Origin of the sequence: Candidatus Thiodiazotropha endoloripes, assembly GCF_001708965.1 — a bacterium.
Taxonomy (GTDB): Bacteria; Pseudomonadota; Gammaproteobacteria; order Chromatiales; family Chromatiaceae; genus Thiodiazotropha; species Thiodiazotropha endoloripes.
This window is the reverse complement of sequence record NZ_LVJW01000003.1, coordinates 500310-526041: the sequence shown is the minus strand read 5'-3', so window position 1 is coordinate 526041 and position 25732 is coordinate 500310. Positions and strand designations below refer to the sequence as shown.

Below are 25732 nucleotides of genomic sequence, written 5' to 3'. Positions count from 1 at the left end.
TTCCCGGGAGATAAATTACAATAAATCCGAAGGGTTCATCATTTAATATTAGCCTGACTCCACCATCGCGTTGACCACATCGTTCCAGGCCAGCGCAAGATTGGTCCGATTGTAGCCTCCCCCACCCAAGGCGATAAAGCGCCCCTGACAAAACTCATTCGCAATTCGACTTAAACTGGCTGCCGCATGGGCGTGAGCGGCTGGGGTAAAGGCCATGTGTGTGATGGGATCCCCTTCAACACTATCCGCGCCTGCCTGAAGAATGATCAGTTCAGGTTTGGCCTGTCGAACAAACTCCTCAACCATCGGCCAGACCTTGTGGAACATCTCATCATCCGCCAATGGAGGGAGTGGCAGGTTGAGCTTACGCCCTTTCCCTGCCCCTTTACCTCTCTCCTCAACAGCACCGGTACCTGGATAGAGATAGCGACCATCCTCATGAATATCGGCAAAGATCAGATCCGGATCGGATTCAAATGCGTAGAAGACGCCATCGCCATGGTGGGCATCGATATCCACATAAGCAATACGACTGATTCCCTGGCTCAGTCGCAGATTCTCGATCATCACACCTGCATCATTGAAGACACAGAAGCCGGCAGCGGAATTACGCTTGGCATGATGCAGCCCGGCGATCGGTACAAATACCTTGGGATGATCCCCGGAAAGCATCTGATTCATACCTGCCAATACCGATCCGACCACCGTAGTAGCGGCCTCATATACCCCTTCAAAAGCAGGGGTATCACCCTGATCGAGATAGCCCCCTCCTGAGGCAGATTGTCGTTTCACGAGACTGACGTAACTCTCTGTATGGAAGGCAAGTAGTGGTTTGTCATCACACTGTTGCGGCGTTGCTATGGTTACCTGCTTATCCAGGCCTCGCTTGACTGTCTCCTGCCAGAACGCCTCGATCCGGTCAGGCCCGAAGGGATGCCCATCGCCAAACCCATACCGACCGAGTGACTCGCCATAATAGATGGTTACCGGGTTTTTGCTCATGGATCACTATCCTCGACCTCTACGTAAACCTAATTTAGCGCATTCTGTGGATTACGTTTGCTCCAGTTTCATCACGCTTGTAGTGGCTGGTTTTAAAAGTGATCGAATACGATACAAAGATAACTGACTTAAATGTAATTTTCTGTATGCCGGCTTCCACACACCTGAATATGCATAATCTGGAAATCGTATCGTTAGCAATGGAATAACCCAAAGTTCGACAATTCTGTGTGACTGATCGATTTTTGATCGTGAGAATGAAATACACAGATCGTAAATTGAGCTATATCGACTGTCAGATCACAGTGGCGCTGGTGGACAGAAACGCAATCAAAGTGGGAGACTCTGATGACGCCAGTTTTTAACCACCTCAATCTATCATTGTTGACACCCTGGCGATCAAACAGAATATACAACCTCAGCACGGCTTCAGATGCCGATCAAACCACAATCGGACTTTGGCTCTTCTACCTGATTGTTCGCCGTAATGAGACGTTGATTGGGAGATTTTGTCTATGTCGCCATGCTGGCAGAATAAATCATGTTTAATAACAGTTATTCTGTAGCCGATTTACTGTCATACTTTGCTACAGATCAACAAGCCATTCCGGGTTAGCTTGATAGGAGACATGATGTCCGGACAGCCTGAACACAAGCAGAATCAAGATCAGCTTCAAGATTACTTGAGTCATCACCGGAATTCAGCTGGATCATCATCCACGGCAGATCCCCGTATCACAGAGCCCGGTCAACCGGCTCGTCGACTTCTGAGGGGTATTCGCGACACTCTTTTAAACCACCTCGACACTGATTCGCAACACACCCCACTCGGCGGTGTAGGTGTTTTTCACTGCAGACAGGCACAGGCTCTACGCAATGTCCCCATTCACCAGCCCCTCATCGTGTTGGTGGTAAGCGGGCGCAAGATCATTGCCTTGGGTGAACGACGGATTGAGGTCCTACCTGGCGAGCTGTTGCTGCTCCCCGGTGGCGCTAGCGTAGAAGTCGGCAACCACCCCGATCATCAGGGAAGACCCTATCTCGGCCTTGCCATGGCATTTTCCCAGGAGTGCATTGCACAATTCAGGCGCAGTTATGGCTCGGAAATTCCAGCTGATACCCAACCATTATGGAATGTATCAGCACCCATGGACCTGGTAGCCGCCATGGCCCAATGGGTTGAATGGTGTATCCGCCACCCGGTTGATCCTACCCTGGCCAGACACCGTCAGGTCGAGATCCTGATGCTACTGGCACGCACCGGTGTTGCCGGCAATCTCCTACTCGACCGTGAGGCCAGTTGGCACGCACGGGTTGCCCAACTTATTACGCTTGATCCTGCACGGGATTGGAGTGCCGGAGAGGTCTGTCGCCGGCTTGGCATCGGCGAATCAACACTGCGCCGACGTCTCAGCGAAGAAGGGATTGGCTTCCGAGAGGTGCTGGAAGAGAGCCGTATGGTGGCCGCCCTCGCCCTCCTCCAGGAGACCTTCTGGCCAGTGGGTCAGATTGCCGAAGCTGTAGGCTATAGCTCCCACTCCCGTTTCAGTGAACGATTCAAACGTCGCTTCGGCCTCTCTCCCATAGAGCTGAAAAAGACCCGTGTGAGCGATGAAGAGCAGAAATCGAGCGCTTGAGGCGAATCTGCCCGCACAAGATCCCTATCCTGATAGTGTCAGTTAATTTTTTGACGTTACTGGCAGTCGCGTAAGCCGGAAAAAGGCCCACGCATCAATGGATATCAATGTCTGCGATATCCAGTAGCTGTCCGACTGACTGATAATAACTGTTATTTTACGCTTGCAGGAGACCTCCATGCCTTCATACAAACTGCTTATAGCAGCCATGACCTTAACATTATCTCCATTGGCACAGGGTTTTGAGCTCACCAGCACCGACATCGAAGCCGGTAAACCAATGCCCAAAGCTCAGGAATATCAAGGTTTCGGCTGTAATGGTGGAAACACCTCGCCTCAACTAACCTGGCACAACGCACCGAAAGGCACGAAAAGCTTTGCCGTTACGGCCTATGACCCGGACGCCCCTACCGGTAGTGGCTGGTGGCACTGGATCGCCTACAATATACCACTAAAAGTAAAGGAGCTGCCGTCGGGCACAGGCAATCCCAGATCTGAGTACGGTGTGCCCGGCATGGTCCAGCACCGCACCGATTATGGTTCAGCGGGGTTTGGCGGCGCCTGCCCACCAAAGGGTGACAAGGCTCACCGTTACCAATTCAGAGTATTTGCTTTGGATGTGAAACAACTGGAAATTTCACCTGAAAGTTCGGCCGCATTGGTAGGTTACATGCTCAATAGCCACAAACTTGGGGTTGCTGAATTGGAAGCGCTCTACCAGCGTTAAACCTCGTTAGGCATCCTTTCATGAATGTAAATTTGGGTCTACATGCCCATTTACTGAAAGTGATTGGAGTGGCTGCTGTAATAGAGTGCGCGGACAATCAACATCCAAAACTCGATCACAGCCATCATGCACAAAAAAACAGCCGGTAGCCTTTATTCGTAACGGTAACCAACGTGGACATTTCATTGCGGCGCCAGTAACTTTCAGTCTAACCCACACAGATCTTAAAGCCCCTCTCCCTTTACGGGAGAGGGGTTGGGGAGAGGGTGTACGCGAAGCGTTTCATGTGAGTGAAAGACAGCAGCTTTGATCCCCTGCTGCACGAGTTTTTTTATGACTCAACGCCCAATCTGAAAGAGAAGCTAAAGACAATTCATCAGTTAACTACATAAGCTTCGAAGTTAACGGGACAGCTGTGTGGACATAGATACCAATACAGCCCTTTACCTTATGACAGATTAAAGAGTTAAGCTAAGCTGGTCGCCCGATAGACACTACTTCGGAACAATTTCGTAGTTACCGTTTGTGTGTATATAAATGAGGCTCTCTTCACCCGCCATGATTGAGACTTGATGTGTCGAAGCTCCCTTGGAGCCGAAATAACTACCTGGAAGCAGGTGTTTTAGCTCAGTTTCACTAACCCGATATTGAGCAACACCCTTAATCACAACGGCGCGAAATAGTGATCCACTGCTTTTTATACTGCCTTCAAATCCAACTGGTAATTTAACATAAGTACCATTGGCCTGACCCGCTTTCAGGCTACCCCAAAGATAGGCAACCTTAGGTCCGTCAGAGGAGAGCGCACCCCCTTTGGGATCAACCCAAACGATGTTCGACGCATCCATGTTAATCGGTCTCTCACCACTATCAAATGCCTTATCAACCGGCAGGACAAGATAGAGGCCTTTATCTATTTCAACCAGTGCAATATTGGTACTACCCTTGGCTGAGGTAATGTGTACCTCACCTTTCGGTTGAGTCCAGAAGGATCCGGCCGGCATCCACATATTCGCAGCATCCGGGTCATCGTTATGGATATTGCCACTTATGACCACAGCTCTGTAGGTGACATTGTGAATATGAGGTGGCGATGAGAAGCCATCCACAAACTTAGCAAGAAAACCAGTTGGCACACTCCCTTTTCGATTCCCCCACAGGGTGCCCGCTTGAGGACTTTTGTCTCCACGCAAGGGATTTAACTGTTCCCAGTTGATTTCAGAGGCCAAAACAACCTGTTTGACAGGTTCCGCTAGGAGCTGTGTGTTAAAGCAGATTGTGGACACTGCACATATAACTGCAGGTAATGGAAAAGTCCGCATATTTCTTAATCTCTCCATACTTTACCTCTGTATAGTAGTCATTTATCTCTGAATCAACAAATCCTACTAGGGCCTGCTAAGGCTAATCCAATAGGCCCTGAAATAATCTATTATTTATACACTCCCTTGATAGATATCTTCTGATAGAAAAATACAAATTGCGATCAACATGAATGACACGAATCCAGAAAATGGCAGCATGAAAGTCATAGACAGGGTGGAGCGAATTTTCTACGACGGCTATTGGATCAAGCGCTACCATGCACCGGTAGATAACCTGTCTGACAAAAAACTGCTGATTCAATCCCTCACCCGCCGTTTATTCAACCATATGGAACATGGAATCAATATCCCGGGTCGCCTGCTTGACAAGGTTCGAGCCGATTACGAGGCTGAAACCGACAGTGGTAAAAAACGGGTCAGGGGTGCAATGTTGGCAGGAGCGTTATTCAATCGCGCTGCTGATATCTTCAACGAGCTGGTTGAACTGGAAGCCTGCGGTGTCCACATTAAAACCGACAATGAGTTGATGGGTACCTGTGGAGAGTGCCTGCAGGAGGCTCTGGAGCTGGGCAAGCTGGCCCGCCACCGGAATGGCGATGCCGGGATCGACGAGTTATGGGGTGAACCTTTCAAAGCCTTCGTCATGTCGATCGAGGATTTTTACCAATCCCGCTATGTAAAGATAGCACTCACCATGCAGAATATCGATCAGGTCGCCGAACACATGGTCGGCTGTCTGCGCAACAACCAGGGACACCAGCAGATAGAGTCGATGATCAGACACTATGCCTGTATGGCGCGACGAAAGTGCGAAATTCTCAGAACCGATCCCGACATCTTTGATGCCTGGGTGGAATTCGTCGTAGCAGGAGAAGCCATAACCAGTTACACAGCCGAACAAGCGGAATCCAAAACCGAGAACGGCATCTTGGATGAATTCGATACCCGTTACATGCTTGAACAGGGTGTTGAACTGATCGCCGACATCACCCGTGCGCGAACCTCAATGCCGAGCAGTACTCAGCAATACCTCTCTTTATGTGAACAGTTCAAGAGCCGAAAAGCTCAAAAATGTGACTAACTGATAAAATATTTATTCCGCTTAGCCATCGTTATATGGATTGGGACAATAACCAAGGTTTCTATATAGGCACAGACAGTCGGCAGGTAAGAGATATTTATCAGGCCTGGTTATGGTATTCAGTAACACTCTTGATTGAGAACCAATTGATACCAATCATTAACGATAAAACCAGAAGACCGAGCCATTCAAAACTACTTATCATCCCAACATCAAGATTAAGAACAACCTGGGCGATGAACATTGCTACAACTATATACTTGGTAATTTGTATTAAGTTCGTATCAGTCTTTGTCCAAGCTTGTGATAATAAATAGATTGTTGCCAACCCATAACTCAACGCCACTGTAGCGGCAATAAATGATAATGGGGGTAACTGCTCAACTTGCAACAACATTAATCCATAAAAAACGAATATTCCCGATACTACAAAGCTTAATACAGTCCAAAGAATAATGATCGGCTTACTCATATTTCACCACATTTTGAGAAATCGCTTCTTGGTTTTTATTTAACGGGCGAAGTTGATTGTTAGACAGCTAATCGTATTCTGATAATCTTAACTTAGAGCAGGCATCACGAGCTGACTCTCGTGAGTCAGCAGGACTACCATCTAACTCCTGCATATTCCCAAGGCTTGATCGGTGACCTATAACTGGAAATAGGCTTTAACCCATGTAGCTCATAGGTGGTTTAATAATCTTAAATGATACTTAACTCTGGTACTAGTTTAACTTAGTCTGGTTGCTTATTCTTCCCAGCCATACTCTGCAAAAAAAATCCAGCTTCAGACGAAGCTGGATTTCCTAAACCAGGTTCTGGAGTTTTGTTTAAGCTTGCTTACGCCGACGGGATCTGTATCCCAATCCAGCCAAGCCGACACCAAACAGTGCAAGGGTCGATGGCTCAGGCACATTCGTCACTTCAACCGCATCGAGGAAATTGCCTGCAGTGCCTGCCGTCGGGGTGACTGAGGTAAAGGTCAATGTGATTTCGTCACCGGTACCCAAAAAGCTATCGGCAAAATGATTCCACTGACCCGTAACATGATCGTCCACGAGCTGATCCAGAATAGTACCGCCGCTATCTTGCAAAGTTACTCGAAAGGCTTCCGAGCTATTCCGTCTTGCACGATAGGCAAAGCTGATGTCATACACTTCAGACAATACGGAGTCGAATGACTGATAAATAGTCCATGCGGTTCCATCGTAAGCGTGGGCATTCAATTCCCCATGCTGGCTGCCTTCGTAAGAATCAACACCCAGAAAGCCCGAGGCCCAGACTTCGATATTGTCGCCCTGCCAACCCCCTGTGGGATCCGAACCATAGGTCCATCCACTGGTAATGCCAGGTGACTCAAAACCACCGTTCACAATTAAATTACTGTGCGCAAAGCCACTTACGGTCAGCAGGCAAACTGCAGTAAGTATTTGAAATCTATTCATTCGAACATTACCTAAATATCGATTGCTCAATTCCAGTTATACACGCAAATATGCTGCCATTATTTATAACTCACTGTATTTACAGGCAACACCACATAATAATAGGAAATAATTTACTAAATTGGATCAATTTTTGACGATACATCATTTTAGTGTAAAAAAATCCGACAATTAACGAATGTCATCAATCATCCCTATTCACAACACCTTAGCGCTCAGATCCAGTGAGTTCAGATATGTCAATCAGTGTTAACAGAGAATCACCTTTCCTAACCAATTGCTTGAGCCGGAAACCATCCAGTCAGTCAGTCTTTCGGGATCTGTGCAACGGGGACGCTCTTCCAATCTGGCGTCTGCTCCTAAAACGTTTTCGATATTCACCCATGGTCATGCCGATACTACGTTTGAACAGACGCCTGAACGAGCTGATGTCCGTGTAACCGACACTGTTGGCGACGCTTTCGTGTGACTTGCCTGTACTCTCAAGCAGCCACTTTGCCCGGTCGATCCTTAGGCTTTGCAAACAGGCATTCGGCCCCTGACCCGTTGCGCTTTTAAATCGCCGGATCAGTGTCCGATCACTGACATTCAAGTATGCGGCGAGTTCAGGAACCTGTTGCGGATCACTCAGATTCTTCTGCATCAGTTCATGAGCCCTGGTAACCACCGGGTCATCATATTTACGCACGCTGCTGACGCGAAAAGCTGCCTGCGAGTGTCGACTGCTGTCGAGCAACAGGTAACGGGCCGTCAAATGGGCAACCCGGTGATTGCTGAAACGTCGAATCACTTCCAGCATCAAGTCCTGATAGGAGGTGGAAGCACCGGCACTGAGAATGGAATCCGCGGCCACCAGCAACTCACTACTCTCCAGCCGGACATCCGGATATCGGGCCGCAAACAGACCTTCCACGGGCCAGCCAGTGGTGGCTTGCTTGTCCTTTAGTAAACCGGCTTCAGCAACGAAAAAACTGCCGGTGCAACTGCTGGTGATCAGGCTCTTCCCGGCAGCGCGCTTGGTCAGCCAGTTGACCAGCGGCCGGTTGTTTTCAAGGATGCTGACCAGGCGGGTTTCATCGATGACTGACATTCCGGGTATGTAGACCACATCCACAGGGCGTATTCCCTTTAAGCTGCAATCCACCGCCTGCAGCATGCCATTGCCGGTTTTTACCGGCAGGCCTGACACGGAAACCACTTTCCACTCATAACGGGGCAGTTGCTGTTTGCCCATCGCCTCACTGATTCTGTTGGCCGCGTAGAGCATATCGATGGAACCGGCGATGGCTGAGGCCATGCACTCTTCTATCACTACGATGGCGACGGAAACGGTCGTTTTCATGTTGGCGAATATGGCATTAAAAATGTCATTTATGACTCTTACTGACAACCTAGTCCAAGACTATATTTTTTTCAACACCGGTAATCTGCCCTGAGGAGAACGAAGATGCCCCTATCGACCGCACAAGCCATATCCGCACCAGACAAACGCAAAAACGGGCCCAAACACACACCGATTCAGTTCGCGTTCTCCGCCCTGACAGGGGTCTCTCCCTATCTGGCCGGACGATTGGCCACCTTCTTCTGGTATCGCACCCAGCATCGTCCCGTAACAGTTGATGAGCAACGGGTATTGGAACGGGCTACTACTGAAGTCAGAAAATTTGCTAACAAGTCAGTCTGCATCTATCGATGGGGCAAGGGTGCACCTGTGCTGCTTACGCATGGGTGGAACGGCAATGCCGGACAGATGACCTTGCTGGTGGAGGCGCTGGTGGCTCGGGGCTTCCAGGTCACCGCATTTGATGCGCCAGGACATGGTCACTCTTCTGGTAATAGCACGGACATCCTTGAAATCAGCGACTTAATCACTCAACTGCTGCAAGAGTCCGGCGAAGATACGGCCGTAGTCGCCCACTCCTTTGGCGGCATGTGCGCCATGCACGCAATCGCAAATGGTGCGCGTGCGAACTCTGTAGTCTGTATTTCACCACCTAGGGATGTCACCACCCTATTGCAGCAGTTTATCAAAATCCTGAGAATGGACAGTGCCGTAGTCAATCAGCTGAAACACCGACTTGAGATGCGATTTGGTGAAGCGATGTGGTCCAGGCTTTCCATGCAGGAGTGGGTCAGTGCTGCCGATATTCCTGGCTTGATCATTCATGACTCGCGGGATCGATACATCCCTGTCTCCAACGGCAGAGCGGTACACACCGCCTGGAAGAACAGTGAACTCCAGATAACCAGAGGGCTCGGCCACATGCGCATTCTGCAGAGTACCGAGGTTATCACCTGCATCGAGCGCTTCCTGACCAAATCCAGTCAGTGAATCAAGGCGTGGAGATAGCCAGGGTGTTGGGGGGGGGGGTAAAAGGTGATCGGGCGTAGGGTGCGGTATGCCGCACCCTACGAACCTTGATAGTCAATCAGAAGTTATCACTATCTGATATTGATAACGGTCTGTGTTACTGCATCCGCTGTGGTGATCACCTGGGCATTCGCCTGGAAGTTGCGTTGTGCCGTGATCAGATTAACCAGTTGCTTGGCCAGATCCACATTGGAGTTCTCCAAGGCACCGGACTGGATCAATCCATAACTGCTGGTTCCGGCCTCACCGATCTGTACATCCCCCGAGGCGAAGGATTCCGCCCAACTGGTATCACCGATCTGGCGCAGCCCCTGATTATTCGAGAAACGGGCCAGGGCGATTTTACCCAAGGGCTCGGATTGACCGTTGGTGAAACGGGCGAATACCACACCGGAATCGTCCACATCCACACCACTCAATCGTCCAGAGGTAAATCCATCCTGAGAGAGCTCGTTTACGGCAAATCCAGAACCAAATTGGGAGGTGGAGCTGTAGTTAAAGGTCAGACCGCTGATGTCAGCCGCACCACCACCCGGGTTGAAATCGTCGATCAACACATTACCCAGAGCATCCACATCACCGGTACTGACGGCCAGTGAGCCGGTATCGCTGAACTGGACATCGGCAAACGCATTACCACCCACAGTGACATTGCTACCATCCACGAAGGTGAAGGCGTTCCACTGATTGTCCGCCACTTTGACATAGAACATGGTTGCGGTATGCGCTGTTCCCAGTGAGTCATAGATGGTGGTTGCAGTTGAGTGGTTGTAACTCAAAGGATCGGGTGGAAAGGTAAAGGTCGGCGCTGTTGGATCCAGGGTTACGGCAGGCGGTTGCTCGGAAGCACTCAGATTCAGGGTTGCCTCGATGCTGGATGTGGTTTGCGGTGTACCCGAAACCACCGGCAGGTTGAGGTCGACGGTTGAACCGGTGTTGAACAGACTGCCAGTTGTGCCGATACGTGGAAAAATCTGTAACCTGGCGCCGGTCTGATCAACCACGTTACCGTCACGATCCACGGAGAATGCCCCTGCCCTGGTATAGGCGCGATCACCAGCCGAGTCTTCCATTACGAAGAAGCCCTCACCATTGATTGCCATATCGAGATTGTTGGAGGTGAACTCGGTACTGCCCTGAGAGAACTGCTGGGCAACCCGGGTCACCCTTACACCACGACCTGGCACCGAACTGCTCACATCGCTGATCGAGTTGGCATAGATATCCGCAAACTCGGCGCGGGACTGTTTAAAACCAACGGTACTGGCGTTTGCGATATTGTGTCCGGTAACTTCCAGGTCGGTGGAAGCTGCATCCAGACCACTCAGTGCGATACGAAATGCCATCTTTTTTCTCCTGTCTATTCACTGAATGGACACCGCCCATCCAATCTAAAAACCTTTATTTATTGAATCTGTACCACGTCATTCATGGAGACCTGACCCAGGCCATCCAGATTGAGCTGGATACCACCTGAACCACCCAGATTGACGCTCTCCACCTGAGCCGATACCAGCACCGTGGGCGCCATCTCCGCGTCATCGACGCTGGCGGTAGCACTGATCTGATAATAACCGTCACCCGCATAGTGGCCGGCATCGTCATAGCCGTCCCAACTGAAGGAGAGGTTACCCGCCTCATGGGTGCCAAGCGGCAGCTCACGCACCAGTTCGCCGGCACTGTTGGTAACCCGAAGGGTGATGTTGCTGGCCGAGGCCGGCAGTACCAGACTCCCCTGGACGGTCTCACCTTCGTTCAACACACCCACATTGCTTTCAACCAGCACATCCCGACCCACCAGACTGGCCGCCTGCAGAGCCTGGTTGGAGGTCAAGGCGCCACGTAGATCATTAAACGAGTCATTCAGATCCCCAATCCCGGATACGGTGGCAAATTGAGAGACCTGGGTGGCCATCTCGGAGTTCTCCATCGGCTTGAAAGGGTCCTGATGGGTCAGCTCGGTGACCAATAGATTCATGAAGTCCTCCAGACCGAGCTGTCCCTGTTCGGACTGATTGGTCTCTGGCTCTCTGACCAGGCCAATGTCTTCATATTGGTTGTATGCGGAAACGATGCCGGTTGTCATAACGGTCTCCTTATTGACCCATGCGTAGGGTGGCAAGCAACAACTGCTTGGCGGAGTTCGCCACTTCCACGTTGCTTTGATAGGAACGGGAGGCTGAGAGCATGTTAGCCATCTCTTCAACCATATTGACGTTGGAACGGAAGATATAACCCTCTTCATTGGCCAGCGGATGATCCGGTGCATGCTCCTGAATCAGCGGTGCATCGCTCTCCACCACACCGGCCATGCGAACCCCATGGGCAACCGCATCCGGATTGAACTGATCGAGCATGGTTTGAAACACCGGCTGTCTGGCACGATAGGTCTCACCGAGGCTGCTGCTGACCGCATCTGCGTTGGCCATGTTGCTGGCCACCAGATTCATACGCAGCGTCTGAGCGCTCATGCCGGTTGCTGCGGTATCAAAGATCTTAAAGATGGACATGACTATTCACCCTTCAGCGCTTTGCGAAGACCACTGATCTTGCTGTTGACGAAATTGAGACTGGTCTGATATTCGATGGCATTGGTACCGAAGGCCGCATGCTCACGCTCACTATCCACCGTGTTGCCATCCAGTGAAGGCTGACTGGGCACCCGATAGAGCAGCTGTGCCGGTGGCACGGTTCCTGATTCCGCCTGGATATGACCGCTGTTGGTGGTTGCCATGCGCATGCCATCGCCCATCTGCTGTTGCAACATCGCTTTGAAATCGATATCCCTCGCCTTGTAATTCGGAGTGTCGGCATTGGCCAGATTGGCGGAAAGAATCTCCGCTCTCTGGGAGCGCAGAACCAGGGCCCGCTCATGTATGCCGAAGAGGTTGTCGAAGTCCATCAGATGCTCCACTGGATGAAATTACTCACAGAGCAAGTAGCAGGGAGCATGCCAATCACTTTAAACGGCTGAAAAAGCAGGTGATTGCTGTATTGAATGAGTGTGCGTGCAGCCTACCGACCTGTGCAACGGCAAGCGACTGCCGCAGAACGGCAAGCTTTGCCGTTGGCTTGATGATCCGGACAGGATGAAAACGCCTGGCTTGAGATTGACAGGAAGGGGCCTGCCAAAGACGACGATAGCCTTAGGCCTGTTGAGACTACCCTTTCAGTCGGTAGGAGATGCCCCCATGCCCCACTTTCATCTCGAAACGATTGGTCAGTTGATTGATCGATTCGGTGGAACCGAGAAACAGATAACCACCGGGATTGAGGATATCCGCCATCCGCTCAACGATGTCTTTTTTCAGATCGTTTGAGAAATAGATCAGTACGTTACGGCAGAAGATCACATCAAAGCGACCCATGGTGTGGAAGCTGTCGGCCAGATTCATCGGCTTGAAACTGACCCGCCGCTTGATCTCCGGCTTCACTTCCAGGCAATCCCCTTTCGGATTGAAAAAGCGCTGCCGCTGTTCCTGGGTCAATCCCCGTTCAACCGCAAGACCGCAATAGACACCCGCCCGGGCTTCATCGAGGATCTTGCTGGAGATGTCGGTGGCTTGAATCTGAACCTGTCGGCCCCGCCCCTTTGCAGCCTGGTACTCATCGGCAATCATGCTGATGTTGTAGGGTTCCTGGCCACTGGAACAGGCGGCGGACCAGATTCGGATGGAGCCGCCCATCTGCTGATTAAGATCCGGCAGGATGGTCTCCTTGAGCAGGATATAGTGTCCGATATCGCGAAACCAGAAGGTCTCATTGGTGGTCATGGCATCGATGACCTTTACCTTCAGGCGTGAGTGTATGGGGGATTTGATCTGCTTCAGCAGTTCACCAAGGGAGGCAATACCAGCCTCTTTCATGACACTGCTCAAACGACTCGAGACCAGGTACTCCTTGCCGTTTCCCAGCAGAATACCGCAGGCCTGCTGGAGAAAATCCTTAAATGCATCATAGTCAGCAGACGAAATGGCCGCGTTTCGATTGTACATGATAGAAATTTTTATTTTACGCCTAGATATTTAATTTTTAAGAAATTTCTTTCATTCGTTTGGTTACGGTACCAACCAGCTCATCGGGCATGAACTTGGCAAGAAACTGATTCGCTCCTACCTTCTTCACCATACTCTCATTAAACACACCACTCAGTGAAGAGTGAAGGATTACATACAGATCGGAAAGCTTGGGATTATCACGAATGGCGCTCACCAGGGAGTACCCATCCATTTTCGGCATTTCGATATCCGAGATGACCATGGCCAGCCAATCACTCACCTTACCCTCTTCCGACCAGGCCTCAAGGTGCGTCAGGGCGTCTCTGCCATCCTTCGCCAGAATGGTTTCAAGTCCGATCTCTTCAAGCACCTTTTTGATCTGATTGCGGGCCACCATGGAGTCATCCACCACCAGTACCTTGTAGGCCTCAAGATCAGCCCCTTCGGTATCGATCGGTATGGTGATCTCTTCATCGATACCCAGCACCTCACTCAGCACCTTCTCAACATCGATGATCTCAACCAGGGTCCCCTCAATCTCGGTAACCGCTGTCATATAGCTGTTGCGGCCCACCCCCTGCGGTGGCGGCAGTATATCTTCCCAATGGGTGTTGACGATACGCTCCACACTGCCCACCAGAAATGCCAGCAGACGACGATTGTATTCCGTGATGATGATGAAATAGTCGGTGGCATTACCCATTTTGGGTCCGCCAATGGCATGACACAGGTCCATCACCGGGATGTTATTCCCCCTCAGCGAGGCCACACCACGGATATTCTCATGGGCACTCGGCAATGCCGTCAGAGGAGGACACTGCACAACCTCCTTCACTTTGAACACATTAATGCCAAAAACCTGACGCCCCGCAAGACGAAACAGCAAGAGCTCAAGACGATTTTGTCCGGCCAGTTTTGTCCTTTGGTCAACACTGTCTAACATTGACGCCATGGTTTGCCACCTTAAATATGCAGATTTTGCTGAAATACAGTAATAAGTATGGCGGCGTGTCAGCGTTGACCTTTAGGCCCACTTCAACAGCCGACTTTTTCGGCACATTGTTTGCATTATTACAATGGAACAGCTTGGAGAATCCGAATGATCAACCCTTTCACGCTTGGCTGTACGCTGCTACTGGGACTGCTGCTATCCGGCAGTTTATCGGGCCAGCCACTGAACAGCGAACACCACGCCCACCAGGCGATTGCCGAGGCTGCTAAAAATTACCTGGAGACGACGCTGGTCCAGGATACGGCGGGGGCGACAGTGAAAGTCACCCCATTGGACCACCGCCTCAAACTGGCCCGTTGTGAAGCGCCGCTGGAGGCATACAGTCCACCGGGCGGGGTCAAACTCGGCCGTACAACCGTAGGAGTACGCTGTCAGACACCCAGCCCCTGGTCGATCTACATCTCTGCCAATGTCTCGATCGAGGCACCGGTGGTGGTTGCGGTTCGCGACCTGCCCCGGGGACAGGCGATCACCAACGAGGATCTGAAGATCAAAGTCTCAGATACCAGTCATCTGCTGAGAGGCTATTTCGAGACCACCGAAGAAGTTGCAGGTCAGACTTCGAAGCGCACCATTCGCCGCGGCCAGGTGGTCACACCATCCATGCTGGTGGTGAGAAAAACGGTCAAACGCGGCGACCCGGTTACCATTGTGGCCGGTGCCGGAGGCATCCAGGTACGGATGCAGGGCAAGGCCATGAAGCAGGGTAACCCGGGGGATCTGATAACGGTCATGAACACCAAATCGAAAAAAAAGGTAGAGGCAAGAGTGGTATCAAAAGGTTTGGTGATGGTCGACTGAGGTATACAATCCACATATCAAGATGTAAAAAAACTGAAATCATGATTGGAATAATCACTGCCCATGGCAGAATAGTCCAGATCCAGGTAACTGAGGTATCGCGATGCCCATTCAAATCAACAGTCTTTCAAGCCGTAGTCTGAAAGGTACGGGAAAAAGTGGCAAAGCAAAAGGCAGCGGCAAGGCGCAAGGTGGCAAAGGGGCTACTGCTACTTCTACCACAGGAGGAGGCGACAGCCTCAATATCACTGGAGACGCGGGCAAACTTCAGGAGCTCGAAGGACGCATTGCCAATATGCCGATTGTCGATGCGCAGAAAGTTGAAGCCGTGCAGCAGGCACTGGCCAATGGCAGCTTTACCATCGACCCCCAGACCTGTGCCGACAAAATGTTGGCCATGGAACTTTCACTGCACTAAGGCCTACTCACACTGATCATGATCAATCCACAACAGCAGATGAGCTTCGTCAGAATCGTACAGACAGAAACGGAACTTACTCAGCAGCTGCTCAACCTGCTGCGCCAGGAGTTTGAACTGCTGAAATCCCCGCCTTCAAAAAAGCTGGAAGAGCTGCTGGCACAAAAGCAACAGCAGCTGCAGCAGATTGAACAGAGCGCCATACAGCACAACCAACTGCTCGCTTCCCTGGGTTTTACCCCGGACCGTAAAGGAACAGAGGCGTTCATTCAGCAATCTCCGGACAATGCGCAGCTGCAGGAGCAGTGGAATAAGTTCACATCCCTGCTTGAGGCGTGCCAGAAGCAGAATGAGATCAACGGCGGAGCCGTACAGCTCAACCAGCATCAGGTTGCCCACGCCCTGGATGTTCTGAGAGGATTTGCAAACAGCGACAAGACCTATGGCCCAGGAGGAGAATCCAGGCCGACCAGCAGCTCCAAATCCCTGGGAAAGGCCTAAAATATTGCACTCGCCTGGTGCGGCGTATAAAGTACACTCTATTAGTAAGTTTTTATGGATGTCACCAGGGAATGATAGGACGGTCTGCCCGCTCGTGGCCGTTTCACATCAAGTGATTGAACAGTGATGATGACAAAACACAATCTCTACCGCCTGCTCACTCTTTTCGCCCTTCTGCTGATCATATCCGATGCCTTTGCCATTGAGCTGAGGCACAGGTTCACTCTCACCGGCTCCGGTGGTGAAACCGGGAGCGGTTATTTCACCTGGGATGATACGGTAGTCGCTGATGGTAATCCGCTGCCCCTGGGGAACCTGGTTTCCGGCTCTGTGACCATCACCGGCGGCGCCACCCCAGGTGGTTCACAAACCTTCCTGCTGGCAGACTGGACCAATGTAATCTTCATCAACACACCCAATTTCGCCGGTGATTTGAACATTGCCGGCAACAACGGTGTCGCCACACTGACAACCCTGGTCCCCTACACCGCACTGGCCTCCGATGGTGGCGCCTGGACGACGACCCTGACCTTCACCCCGGGAACAACCATCATGGCCAGCCCGATCGCCGTGCCACTGTTGGATCTGCCGACACTGATCTTTATTGTGCTGGTGATCGCCATAGCCGGGCTCTGGCAGATCAATCGTTCGCGCACGGTAAACTGATACGACTCAGCAGGTTTCCTCGCCTTTCAGTCCAGTGGAATACCCAGCGTTTCGAGTTGCCACAGATCTTCAGCTCGATCGAGGTCCCAGAGCAATGGCAATTCACGCCAACGCCACCCCAGCTGTCGCATCGAATCCCGGGTGGTTTCAGCCACGTCGGACTCACCCCAGTAATGGCCTTTGAACAGAGGTGGGGGTGTCGATTTCAACCCCAACAGCACATATCCCCCATCCTGAGCTGGAGCCAAAACCCCATCATGTGACTCCAACCAGGTAAAGGCCTGCTGCAGGTGGGCCGGAGTCAATGCCGGACAATCGACCCCCATCAGGACGATCTGCTGATAGCTGTGCAAAGCGCTCTGGGCGGCATGCATCATGCGTTCACCCAGATCCTCACCCTGCTGGAGGAAGAGACTCAGGCCAGGGGTGTTGACCCACTGTTGAATATGAGGATGGTTGGTGGAGGGGGTAAGCCATAGCTGGATTGAGTAATCCGTCTCAGCCGTCAACCAGGCAAGTTGTCGATCCAGCAGTCGACGATAGAGATTGGCTGCCCGCTCGGCACCCAGTGCCGGTATCAAACGGGTTTTCACCTTACCCGTTTCAGGAAGCTTGGAGAAGATGAGCACGGCTCTCGATGGCTTTGTCATCGGCGATCAGTGCCTGTGATTACGGTAATAATCCGCCAACCGTTGTGGCGTGACACCCAGCCAATAGGCAAGACGCAACCCCCACATCAAGAGGATTGTCGGTAGGATTCCAGCAGACTCCCAGCGACGGCTCGAGGTTGTCAGCTGTTGATACAGACAGCGGGGTGGCGCATGCCGTTTCAAGCGTTTGCTGATCTCCACATCCTCCATCAACGGTTGCTGTGGGAATCCACCAATCTTTTGGAAGAGTGCCCGATGGACAAAGATCCCCTGATCACCGGTTGCGATCCCGGTGATCCTCGATCGCCAGTTCATCATCCGTTCAACCACGCGAAGAAGGAGATGGCTGCCACTGAGGCGGATATCGAATCGTCCCCACAGTGACTCATCGACCGGCGGTACGAGCATCGGCTGCTCTGAACCCGGAGTGAGCCGTGTGTCGGCATGAAGAAACCAGAGCAGCTCCCCCGCCGCAACCGATGCGCCGTGATTCATCTGCTGTGCGCGACCAGGTTCTGTCACCAGCAGGTGGTCGACCCAGGCTTGCAGGGATTGATCCGGCGCAGGCTCACTTCCCCCATCGACCAGAATCAGTTCATGTCCCTGTTGACGCAGATACTGCAGCGCCTGCAGCAGATCGATCAGCATCTCTCCCTCATTCAGGCAGGGAATCACTATGCTCAGTTGCGCTGACACGGCTGCTCTATTCTCCTTCAATCCTCAACTCAGCCTGATTCTGTCAATCCTCCAATGCACCTCCACAACTGCTTCCCTGCCCGGCAGTACAACCATAGCAATGCTCTGCCACCTGGATATCAAAGCCATTGAGATCCAAATCAAACAGATCGCGCAAGTGGGGTTTGAACGATGTGTCAGTCTTCAGATGGATCTTCAGCATCTGATTGAAGTCGCAGTCGTAGAGATAACCCTGCCAATCGACACTCAACAGGGTTCGGCACATCACGCTCTGCAGGTTGTCGGCCTGGTAGGCACCTCGCAGCAGTGTCATATATTCACCGAACTGTCCTTTCGATTGCAGCAGGCTGCCGAATCGCTGGATCGGCATATTGGTGATGGTGAAGAGTTGATTGAAATGGACTCCAAAGCGTTGTTCCAGCTCCCGTTGGTAATCCGCCTGCAGTGGTCCTTGCGGGGGAGGCAGAGAAGGTCCCTGGGGATTGTAGACCAGGTTCAGGGTCAGCTTGCTGTCACTCAGGCCATAGCCCAGGCTATTGAGTTTTTTTAGCGACTTGATACTTTGGGTATAACTCCCTTTGCCCCGCTGTTGATCCACATTCTCTTCCAGGTAACAGGGCAGAGAGGCTACCACTTCAACCTGGTGATCTGCGAGAAATTCGGGTAGATCCAAATACCCCTCCTCCTGCATGATCACCAGATTACTCCGGTCGATTACATGCAGATCCATTGCCCGCGCCTGCTCTACCAGATAACGGAAGTGGGGATTCATCTCCGGAGCACCGCCGGTCAGGTCGAGATGTTTCAGTCCCTGATTGCGTAGAAACCTGAGTACGTCATCCACCGTCTCACGACTCATCATCTCGGTACGCTTGGGCCCCGCATTGACATGACAATGCAAACAGGAGAGGTTGCAGAGAAAGCCCAGATTGACCTGCAGGGTCTCCAGCCTCTCCCGCTGAATATTCGGAAAGGTCGTAGGATTGAGTAGATGGACTGTATCTAACATGTTAAATCACCGCTTTCTTATTACTTTATCCAATAGACCGCTGGAACGACCATCAGTGCTATCAGTTTTATACGTATTGTTTTCCGGTTTGGATTCAATTTTAACGGAAATTTATCAGAATCCACCCTCAATCTTGGTATGGATAACCTCTGCACGAGAGGTGACGATCAACCTGGTAAAATTTCAGTCACCAACAATCAGAAGGATATTTCGGTCTATGGTTTTCCAGTTTAAAAAACTGGCAAAACAGCGTACCATTTTGCATCCCGATATCAACAGCGTCTGCCCTCGTAGCTCAGCAGGATAGAGCAATCGCCTCCTAAGCGATAGGTCACAGGTTCGACTCCTGTCGAGGGCGCCATATCACCAAAGTGCACACGGCTGTCACACTGGCATCACAACGAGTCAATCGAATGAGACATACCCAGCTATTTCAGATTTTACTTATCTGTGCCTGCTGGATGATCAGTGTCATCGGTCAATCCAGCCATGCCGCCACCATCCAGGGGCAGGTCACTGGCGTCGAAAGCGGCGAACTGATTCAGATTAAAACTTCAGATGGTCGATATCGACAGGTAAAACTGGCCGGTATTCAGATTCCCAGGCACTCCAGAATCTGGACGGCCAATGCCAAACGGCATTTGGCCATGCGCCTGGCGGGAGGCATCGTCACAGTGGATTACCAAAAGCTTACAGCAAAGGGTGTTATACTCGGATTAGTAAGGCATGGTGGTGCGGATGTCGCATTGCAGATGCTGAAAGCCGGTCTGGCACGTGTATCCATTGAAGACCCACTCAACCCACAAACGCTCCGGGTTTACCAGACCTATGAAGCCCGGGCCAGGAACAGAGGAATGGGACTCTGGCACTAGTGCCGTCTGTCATTAACCCGGCGACTCGGTATGTATAGGGGAAATCAGCTTCAGAGAGGAGACCTGTCCATGGGGAAAAAATCTAAAAAGGCAAATGACGGTCTTGATGACAAGGTAAAAGAGAAGAAGTCCAAGAAGACTAAAAAAGCCAAACGCAGCGAACCGCAGCTGGAGAGCAGACCCAACCCAATCGATCCAAGCTTAAGATATCAGATGATCGAAACAGCGGCCTACTATATCGCTGAAAAGCACGGCTTCGATCCGCGTAAATCGGTTGAGGACTGGGCTCAGGCAGAACAGGAGATCGATGCCAGACTGGATGAAGAGAAACAGAATCGTTGAATTTGCCGATGGGTTAAGAGTTGTCAACGTTCTTCTTGGACTTACCCTTCTTCTTGGATGAAGACTTGGACTCTTTTTTTCGTAGTCTTTTCAAATTCTCACAAAGTGCTGTCTCCAGCGCTTTGTAGACTTTCAACTGAGCGGCCTGATAACGGGTTTCCGGCTCTCCGACCAATTCAAGACGGGCACCAAAATAGGCCAGATCCGCCTCCAGGGAGATCGGATTAAGATTAACCCTCAGTTTGTTGCTATCTTGCTCTTGCAATCTCTCAGTCCCTGCTCATTGACCCACTTGAAGCACTAATACTCTCATCGTTATTCGGCAATCTGAGCACCCTACACCATTATCTTTATTAATATAGATCATTGGATCACGCTATTGTCATCAGGTTTATTTATAACATTAAGTGCCTGTAAAATCCGAAATCCTTTTCATTGGAACCAGCTTAACACAGCCATTTTGTTATCCTGTAAAGCCTGTAAAAGTTGTTCTCAATTTTGACACAAGCTTGATGAATTTTTCACAAAATCTGTTATCAAACAAATAGATTCAGTTAACAGAGGTTAATATAGACAATCATAGATGGGGTTTATCGAGCGCTGGCAATCGAATCCAATGGAGATCACTGAAGGCAGTTCTTCAATACCTGATCTTATTATATGAATGGCCAAGCCCCTGTTACCTCAATCACAAAAAATTCTAAATCCAGCCATCTCAGAGCAGTTTGGGCAGGTGGTAACACGCCCCGCCTGTGCTAACATTTACTGATAGCTGCCCAAAAATAAGTTATCCGCAACCAAACGGTTTCAATCACACAATGACCAAAACTCTGGATGTCCTTAGATCCACCTCTGCCTTTTCCGGAGGCAATGCCTCTTTTGTCGAAGAACTCTACGAATCCTACCTGAAAGACCCGGAGAGCATTCCGCCCGACTGGCGGCATAAGTTCGATGAGTTACCTCAACAGGAGAAGCTCGACACCGCCCATGAACCGATCAGACAGCGCTTTCTCCATCTGGTCAAAGAGAAACGTTCAGCCACCGCTACGCCACAGGAGAACCTCTCCCCGGCCGCTGCCGAACAGCAGGCTTCAGTACTGCGTTACATCAACGGCTATCGTATGCGTGGCCACCAGAATGCAGATCTTGATCCTCTGAAACTGCGGGATATGGTTTCTGTCGACGATCTTGATCTGGCCTATCACAAGCTGGACAACATCGATCAAAACACGATCTACAATACCGGTTCTCTGTTCGCTCCCGAACGTATGGCGCTGAAGGATATCATCGAGCTGGTGAAGAAAAGCTACTGCGGCAGTATCGGCACAGAGTATGGCCATATCACCGATACCAAACAGAAACGCTGGATCCAGGAGCGCATCGAACAGCGCCATCTGTTTCAGCAGTTCAGTGTCAAAGAGAAGCGTTGGCTGCTGACCCTGCTGACAGCAGCGGAAGGCATCGAAAAGTACCTCCACACCCGCTATGTCGGTCAGAAGCGATTCTCACTGGAAGGTGGCGAAACTCTGATACCGCTGCTTGACGATCTGATACAACATGCCGGCAAGAATGACATCAATGAAGCAGTCATCGGTATGGCCCACCGGGGAAGAATCAATGTTCTGACCAACATTCTCGGCAAACCACCGCAAGAGATCTTTGATGAGTTCGAAGGCAGGGTCAGTGTGGATCCCCAACGTCTGTCCGGCGATGTGAAATACCATATGGGCTTCTCCACCGACATCGATACGCCCGGGGGCATTGTGCATACCGTACTGGGATTCAATCCATCCCACCTGGAGATCATCAATCCTGTTATCGAAGGGTCGGTGCGTGCCCGACAACGTCGTCGGGGTGATCACGATGGATCAAGGGTATTGCCGATTCTGATTCACGGCGACTCAGCCTTTGCCGGTCAAGGGGTGGTGATGGAGACACTCAATCTCTCCCAGACCCGTGGTTATTCAACGGGTGGCACGGTGCATATCATCACCAACAACCAGATCGGTTTCACCACCAGCAACCCCCTCGACACACGTTCGACCCTCTACTGCACAGATGTAGCCAAAATGGTCCAGGCGCCGATCTTCCATGTCAACGGGGATGATCCTGAGGCAGTCATCTACGTCACCCGGCTGGCACTCGATTTTCGCATGCGCTTCCGAAAGGATGTGGTGATCGATATGATTTGCTACCGTCGGCTGGGTCACAATGAGGCGGATGAACCCTCGGTCACCCAACCTGAGATGTACAGCAAGATCCGTAACCATCCAACCATCAGAACCCTGTATGCGGACAAGCTTGTGCAAGAGTCGGCAATCACCCCGCAGGAGGCCCGTGATCTGGTCGACAACTACCGTGAATCGCTTGAAGCCGGTATCGTTGAAGCCCGTCCTGTTACCTGCGCATTGCGCCACCCCTACGCGGTACGCTGGAACAGCTTTCGTGGCATCGAGTGGGAGCACCCTTGCGACACGGCCATCTCCATCGATGAATTCAACCAGTTGGCTGAGTCATTACTGCATGTTCCAGGCGGATTCGAACTCCATCCCAGAGTGGAGAAAATCTGGACCGAGCGACGCCGGATGGCCAGTGGAGACCAACTGATCGATTGGGGTTTCGCTGAGAACATGGCCTACGCTTCGTTACTGGCGAAAGGTGTACCGATACGTCTGTCCGGTCAGGATTCAGGTCGAGGCACTTTTTTCCATCGTCATGCAGTATTGCACAACCAAACCAATGGTGAAGCGCTGATACCACTGCAGCATCTGAGTCAGGATCAAGCGGATTTCCTGGTCATCGATTCTCTGCTGTCGGAAGAGGCGGTACTTGGCTACGAGTATGGTTACGCAACCGCCGATCCCAACTCTCTAACCATCTGGGAAGCTCAGTTCGGAGACTTTGCCAACGGAGCTCAGGTGGTGATCGATCAGTTCATCACTTCAGGCGCTGAAAAATGGGGACTATTGTGCGGTCTGGTGATGCTGCTGCCACATGGTTTTGAGGGCCAGGGCGCGGAACACTCCTCAGCCAGGCCGGAACGTTTTCTGCGACTCTGCGCCAACCATAACATTCAGGTCTGCTGCCCAACCAATGCCTCGCAGATCTTTCATCTGTTACGCCGGCAGATTGTTCGCCCGTATCGTCACCCACTGGTGGTACTGACACCCAAGAGTCTGTTACGCCATCGTCTGGCGACCTCATCCAAACAGTCACTACTCGAAGGTAAGTTCGAGAATGTAATCGACGAGATCGATGAGATCGACCCGAAGAAAGTGAAACGGGTTGTCCTCTGCACCGGCAAGGTCTATTACGAACTGCTCGAGACCCGGCGTTCGAGAGGCTTGGAGGACGTTGCGATTATCCGTATCGAACAGCTCTATCCATTCCCTCAAAAGGAGTTCGACAAAGTCATCAAACAGTATAAAAATTCCAAGATGATTATCTGGTGTCAGGAAGAGCCGCAAAATCAGGGTGCCTGGGATCAGATCAAGCACCGCTTCTACCCGTTAACCAGTAAGAATAGACAACTACACTACGTGGGGCGCTCCACAGCTGCAGCACCAGCAGTCGGCTATCGCTCCGTTCACATTGCCCAGCAAGAGACCTTGATCGACGAGGCACTCACCGGACGCATTAACCCTAGAATGAACTATAGGAATCAGGCATATCAACAATGAGCATTGAACTACGTGTTCCACAACTTCCCGAGTCTGTCTCCGACGCCACCATATTGAGCTGGCACAAACAGCCTGGCGAATCGGTTACCCAGGATGAAACACTGGTAGACCTCGAAACCGACAAGGTGGTACTCGAGGTACCGGCACCTCAGGACGGGGTATTGAAAGAGATCCGATTCAAAGTGGGTGAGACTGTCCAGGCTGAGGACGTATTGGCTTTGATGGAAGCAGGCAAAGCCGCCGCCACTACCGCAGCGGCCTCATCCGCACCCGTGGAGAGTGAAGCGGCCGCCGCTGATGAGGCGCCGGTATTGTCACCCGCCGTCAGGCGTTTGGTAAATGAGAGCGGCATCGACCCCACGACCATCAAAGGCAGTGGTAAAAACGGCCGAATCGTAAAAGCCGATGTGGAAGCAGCGATTGCTGCCCAACCGACACAAACCGCCGCCCAGCCTGCAGCCACTGCTGCGGCTGCCACCGCGCAGGCAATCCCTGAGGGTCGCGTCGAAGAGCGGGTGCCGATGACCCGTTTGCGCAAGCGGGTGGCTGAACGCCTGGTGGAAGCTCAGCACACGGCTGCCATACTCACCACATTCAACGAAGTGAATCTGCAGGCGGTCTCCAATCTGCGGGTTACCTATCGGGAGAGTTTTGAGAAGAAGCACGATGTACGTCTCGGCTTCATGTCATTTTTCGTCAAGGCTGCGGTTGAAGCCCTGAAGCAATTTCCCATCATCAATGCCACCATGGATGGGGATGACATTCTCTATCATGGCTATTTCGATATCGGCATTGCGGTTTCCTCACCGCGGGGGCTGGTTGTACCGATCCTGCGTGATGCAGACCAACTCAGCTTTGCCGCCATCGAACAGCGCATCAGGGAGTATGGCGAGAAAGCCAAGCAAGGTACCTTGAGCTACGATGACCTCACCGGAGGGACCTTCTCCATCACCAATGGCGGTGTATTCGGATCGATGCTTTCGACCCCGATTCTCAATCCGCCCCAGAGCGCCATACTCGGCATGCATTCGATTCAGCAGAGACCGATGGTTGAGAAAGGTGAGATTGTCATCCGGCCAATGATGTATCTGGCACTCTCCTATGATCATCGAATCATTGATGGGCGTGACGCGGTACAGTTTCTGGTAACCATAAAACAACTGCTTGAAGATCCGAGCCGCCTGTTGTTGGAGATTTGAACCAAGAGCAAGCCCTTTCGTAACAGTTATACAAATCGACACCAGGGCCTGTTATCAGGCCCCGGTACATTGATTTACAATCGACCCGAAGGTGAAGCAAACGAGCAATTCATTTGCATCCTGCTGCTTGATTCCGGCATTCGCCGGTTTGATAAAATGAGCAAATATCAGAGATCATTTATTCCAGACACACCTTACAACAACAGCCGGTTCATGAAATACTCACAGAATCCCTAACACGAATTACCGCAGTGTTGATGATTTTCCCCTGATCCACTGATTTCATCCAACACTGCCCTA

General features: G+C 51.4%; 27 protein-coding genes and 1 tRNA gene. 13 read left to right on the top strand and 15 right to left on the bottom strand.

Annotated features, from left to right (window positions below; translation table 11 throughout):
• Positions 1-48: 48 nt before the first annotated feature.
• Entirely contained in the window at positions 49-1002 is a 954-nt protein-coding gene (locus tag A3193_RS02420; RefSeq protein ID WP_069013946.1) for an acetoin utilization protein AcuC, read from the bottom strand.
• Between the two features lie 632 nt (positions 1003-1634).
• Between A3193_RS02420 and A3193_RS02415 the strand changes: the two genes are divergently transcribed.
• Both A3193_RS02415 and A3193_RS02410 read left to right on the top strand, forming a co-directional pair.
• Positions 1635-2639: a helix-turn-helix transcriptional regulator gene (locus A3193_RS02415; RefSeq protein ID WP_069013945.1), complete on the top strand. Its 1005-nt coding sequence runs from the start codon at positions 1635-1637 to the stop codon at positions 2637-2639.
• A gap of 178 nt (positions 2640-2817) precedes the next feature.
• Entirely contained in the window at positions 2818-3366 is a 549-nt protein-coding gene (locus A3193_RS02410; RefSeq protein WP_068988005.1) for a YbhB/YbcL family Raf kinase inhibitor-like protein, read from the top strand.
• Positions 3367-3860: 494 nt separating this feature from the next.
• On the opposite strand, the gene A3193_RS02405 is transcribed toward A3193_RS02410, so the two are convergent.
• Positions 3861-4595 carry a DUF4437 domain-containing protein gene (locus A3193_RS02405; protein WP_305781997.1) on the bottom strand — a complete coding sequence of 245 codons (735 nt, stop codon included), beginning with the start codon at positions 4593-4595 and terminating at the stop codon, positions 3861-3863.
• Positions 4596-4857: 262 nt separating this feature from the next.
• On the opposite strand from A3193_RS02405, the gene A3193_RS02400 reads away from it, so the two are divergent.
• On the top strand, positions 4858-5772 hold the full coding sequence (locus A3193_RS02400; RefSeq protein WP_069013943.1) for a hypothetical protein: 915 nt from the start codon (positions 4858-4860) through the stop codon (positions 5770-5772).
• Between the two features lie 100 nt (positions 5773-5872).
• Here the strand turns inward: A3193_RS02400 and A3193_RS02395 are convergent, their stop codons facing one another.
• The 3 genes from A3193_RS02395 to A3193_RS02385 all read right to left on the bottom strand — a co-directional run bounded on the left by A3193_RS02395 (position 5873) and on the right by A3193_RS02385 (position 8559).
• Positions 5873-6244, bottom strand: a complete 372-nt coding sequence (locus A3193_RS02395; protein WP_069013942.1) for a hypothetical protein — start codon at positions 6242-6244, stop codon at positions 5873-5875.
• A 358-nt stretch (positions 6245-6602) separates the two neighbouring features.
• Positions 6603-7217 carry a PEP-CTERM sorting domain-containing protein gene (locus A3193_RS02390; RefSeq protein ID WP_069013941.1) on the bottom strand — a complete coding sequence of 205 codons (615 nt, stop codon included), beginning with the start codon at positions 7215-7217 and terminating at the stop codon, positions 6603-6605.
• Positions 7218-7518: 301 nt separating this feature from the next.
• Positions 7519-8559 carry a GlxA family transcriptional regulator gene (locus A3193_RS02385; RefSeq protein WP_069013940.1) on the bottom strand — a complete coding sequence of 347 codons (1041 nt, stop codon included), beginning with the start codon at positions 8557-8559 and terminating at the stop codon, positions 7519-7521.
• 105 nt (positions 8560-8664) lie between these two features.
• Between A3193_RS02385 and A3193_RS02380 the strand changes: the two genes are divergently transcribed.
• A complete protein-coding gene (locus A3193_RS02380) occupies positions 8665-9549 on the top strand; it encodes an alpha/beta fold hydrolase (RefSeq protein ID WP_069013939.1) in 885 nt (294 codons plus the stop codon).
• 110 nt (positions 9550-9659) lie between these two features.
• Here the strand turns inward: A3193_RS02380 and flgE are convergent, their stop codons facing one another.
• From flgE to A3193_RS02350, 6 genes are all read right to left on the bottom strand, one after another.
• Positions 9660-10934, bottom strand: coding sequence for a flagellar hook protein FlgE (gene flgE / locus A3193_RS02375; protein WP_069004579.1), 1275 nt, complete (start codon positions 10932-10934; stop codon positions 9660-9662).
• 59 nt (positions 10935-10993) lie between these two features.
• Positions 10994-11674 carry a flagellar hook assembly protein FlgD gene (locus A3193_RS02370; protein WP_069004578.1) on the bottom strand — a complete coding sequence of 227 codons (681 nt, stop codon included), beginning with the start codon at positions 11672-11674 and terminating at the stop codon, positions 10994-10996.
• Positions 11675-11684: 10 nt separating this feature from the next.
• Positions 11685-12098 carry a flagellar basal body rod protein FlgC gene (gene flgC / locus A3193_RS02365; protein WP_069004577.1) on the bottom strand — a complete coding sequence of 138 codons (414 nt, stop codon included), beginning with the start codon at positions 12096-12098 and terminating at the stop codon, positions 11685-11687.
• Positions 12099-12100: 2 nt separating this feature from the next.
• Positions 12101-12490 carry a flagellar basal body rod protein FlgB gene (flgB, locus tag A3193_RS02360; protein WP_069004576.1) on the bottom strand — a complete coding sequence of 130 codons (390 nt, stop codon included), beginning with the start codon at positions 12488-12490 and terminating at the stop codon, positions 12101-12103.
• Positions 12491-12749: 259 nt separating this feature from the next.
• Positions 12750-13583, bottom strand: a complete 834-nt coding sequence (locus A3193_RS02355) for a CheR family methyltransferase (RefSeq protein WP_069004575.1) — start codon at positions 13581-13583, stop codon at positions 12750-12752.
• A 37-nt stretch (positions 13584-13620) separates the two neighbouring features.
• Entirely contained in the window at positions 13621-14538 is a 918-nt protein-coding gene (locus tag A3193_RS02350) for a chemotaxis protein CheV (protein ID WP_069004574.1), read from the bottom strand.
• A 147-nt stretch (positions 14539-14685) separates the two neighbouring features.
• Here A3193_RS02350 and flgA point away from each other — a divergent pair, with 147 nt between their 5' ends.
• From flgA to A3193_RS02330, 4 genes are all read left to right on the top strand, one after another.
• The gene (gene flgA, locus A3193_RS02345) at positions 14686-15399 is read left to right on the top strand and encodes a flagellar basal body P-ring formation chaperone FlgA (protein ID WP_083218537.1); all 714 of its coding nucleotides are present in this window, start codon (positions 14686-14688) and stop codon (positions 15397-15399) included.
• A 103-nt stretch (positions 15400-15502) separates the two neighbouring features.
• Positions 15503-15817, top strand: coding sequence for a flagellar biosynthesis anti-sigma factor FlgM (gene flgM / locus A3193_RS02340; RefSeq protein ID WP_069004573.1), 315 nt, complete (start codon positions 15503-15505; stop codon positions 15815-15817).
• A gap of 18 nt (positions 15818-15835) precedes the next feature.
• Entirely contained in the window at positions 15836-16318 is a 483-nt protein-coding gene (locus tag A3193_RS02335; RefSeq protein ID WP_069004572.1) for a flagella synthesis protein FlgN, read from the top strand.
• Between the two features lie 126 nt (positions 16319-16444).
• Positions 16445-16984, top strand: a complete 540-nt coding sequence (locus A3193_RS02330) for a hypothetical protein (RefSeq protein ID WP_069004571.1) — start codon at positions 16445-16447, stop codon at positions 16982-16984.
• 26 nt (positions 16985-17010) lie between these two features.
• On the opposite strand, the gene A3193_RS02325 is transcribed toward A3193_RS02330, so the two are convergent.
• Genes A3193_RS02325 through arsS form a run of 3 tightly spaced genes read right to left on the bottom strand, consistent with a single transcriptional unit; the run spans position 17011 to position 19339 of the window.
• The gene (locus A3193_RS02325; protein WP_069013938.1) at positions 17011-17634 is read right to left on the bottom strand and encodes a TIGR04282 family arsenosugar biosynthesis glycosyltransferase; all 624 of its coding nucleotides are present in this window, start codon (positions 17632-17634) and stop codon (positions 17011-17013) included.
• 6 nt (positions 17635-17640) lie between these two features.
• Positions 17641-18330, bottom strand: a complete 690-nt coding sequence (locus tag A3193_RS02320; protein ID WP_071938083.1) for a TIGR04283 family arsenosugar biosynthesis glycosyltransferase — start codon at positions 18328-18330, stop codon at positions 17641-17643.
• A gap of 43 nt (positions 18331-18373) precedes the next feature.
• On the bottom strand, positions 18374-19339 hold the full coding sequence (gene arsS / locus A3193_RS02315; protein ID WP_069004569.1) for an arsenosugar biosynthesis radical SAM (seleno)protein ArsS: 966 nt from the start codon (positions 19337-19339) through the stop codon (positions 18374-18376).
• A gap of 284 nt (positions 19340-19623) precedes the next feature.
• Between arsS and A3193_RS02310 the strand changes: the two genes are divergently transcribed.
• The 3 genes from A3193_RS02310 to A3193_RS02300 all read left to right on the top strand — a co-directional run bounded on the left by A3193_RS02310 (position 19624) and on the right by A3193_RS02300 (position 20553).
• Positions 19624-19700 (top strand) — tRNA-Arg (locus tag A3193_RS02310).
• Positions 19701-19752: 52 nt separating this feature from the next.
• Positions 19753-20211, top strand: coding sequence for a thermonuclease family protein (locus A3193_RS02305; RefSeq protein WP_069004568.1), 459 nt, complete (start codon positions 19753-19755; stop codon positions 20209-20211).
• A gap of 69 nt (positions 20212-20280) precedes the next feature.
• Positions 20281-20553: a DUF2934 domain-containing protein gene (locus A3193_RS02300; protein WP_069004567.1), complete on the top strand. Its 273-nt coding sequence runs from the start codon at positions 20281-20283 to the stop codon at positions 20551-20553.
• 13 nt (positions 20554-20566) lie between these two features.
• Here the strand turns inward: A3193_RS02300 and A3193_RS02295 are convergent, their stop codons facing one another.
• Positions 20567-20818, bottom strand: a complete 252-nt coding sequence (locus A3193_RS02295; protein ID WP_069013937.1) for a hypothetical protein — start codon at positions 20816-20818, stop codon at positions 20567-20569.
• 553 nt (positions 20819-21371) lie between these two features.
• Between A3193_RS02295 and A3193_RS02290 the strand changes: the two genes are divergently transcribed.
• Positions 21372-24233 (top strand): 2-oxoglutarate dehydrogenase E1 component, encoded by a 2862-nt coding sequence (locus tag A3193_RS02290; protein WP_069004565.1) that lies wholly within the window; start codon positions 21372-21374, stop codon positions 24231-24233.
• On the top strand, positions 24230-25432 hold the full coding sequence (odhB, locus tag A3193_RS02285; protein WP_069004564.1) for a 2-oxoglutarate dehydrogenase complex dihydrolipoyllysine-residue succinyltransferase: 1203 nt from the start codon (positions 24230-24232) through the stop codon (positions 25430-25432). The genes A3193_RS02290 and odhB overlap by 4 nt, the downstream gene beginning before the upstream one ends.
• Positions 25433-25732 lie beyond the last annotated feature (300 nt).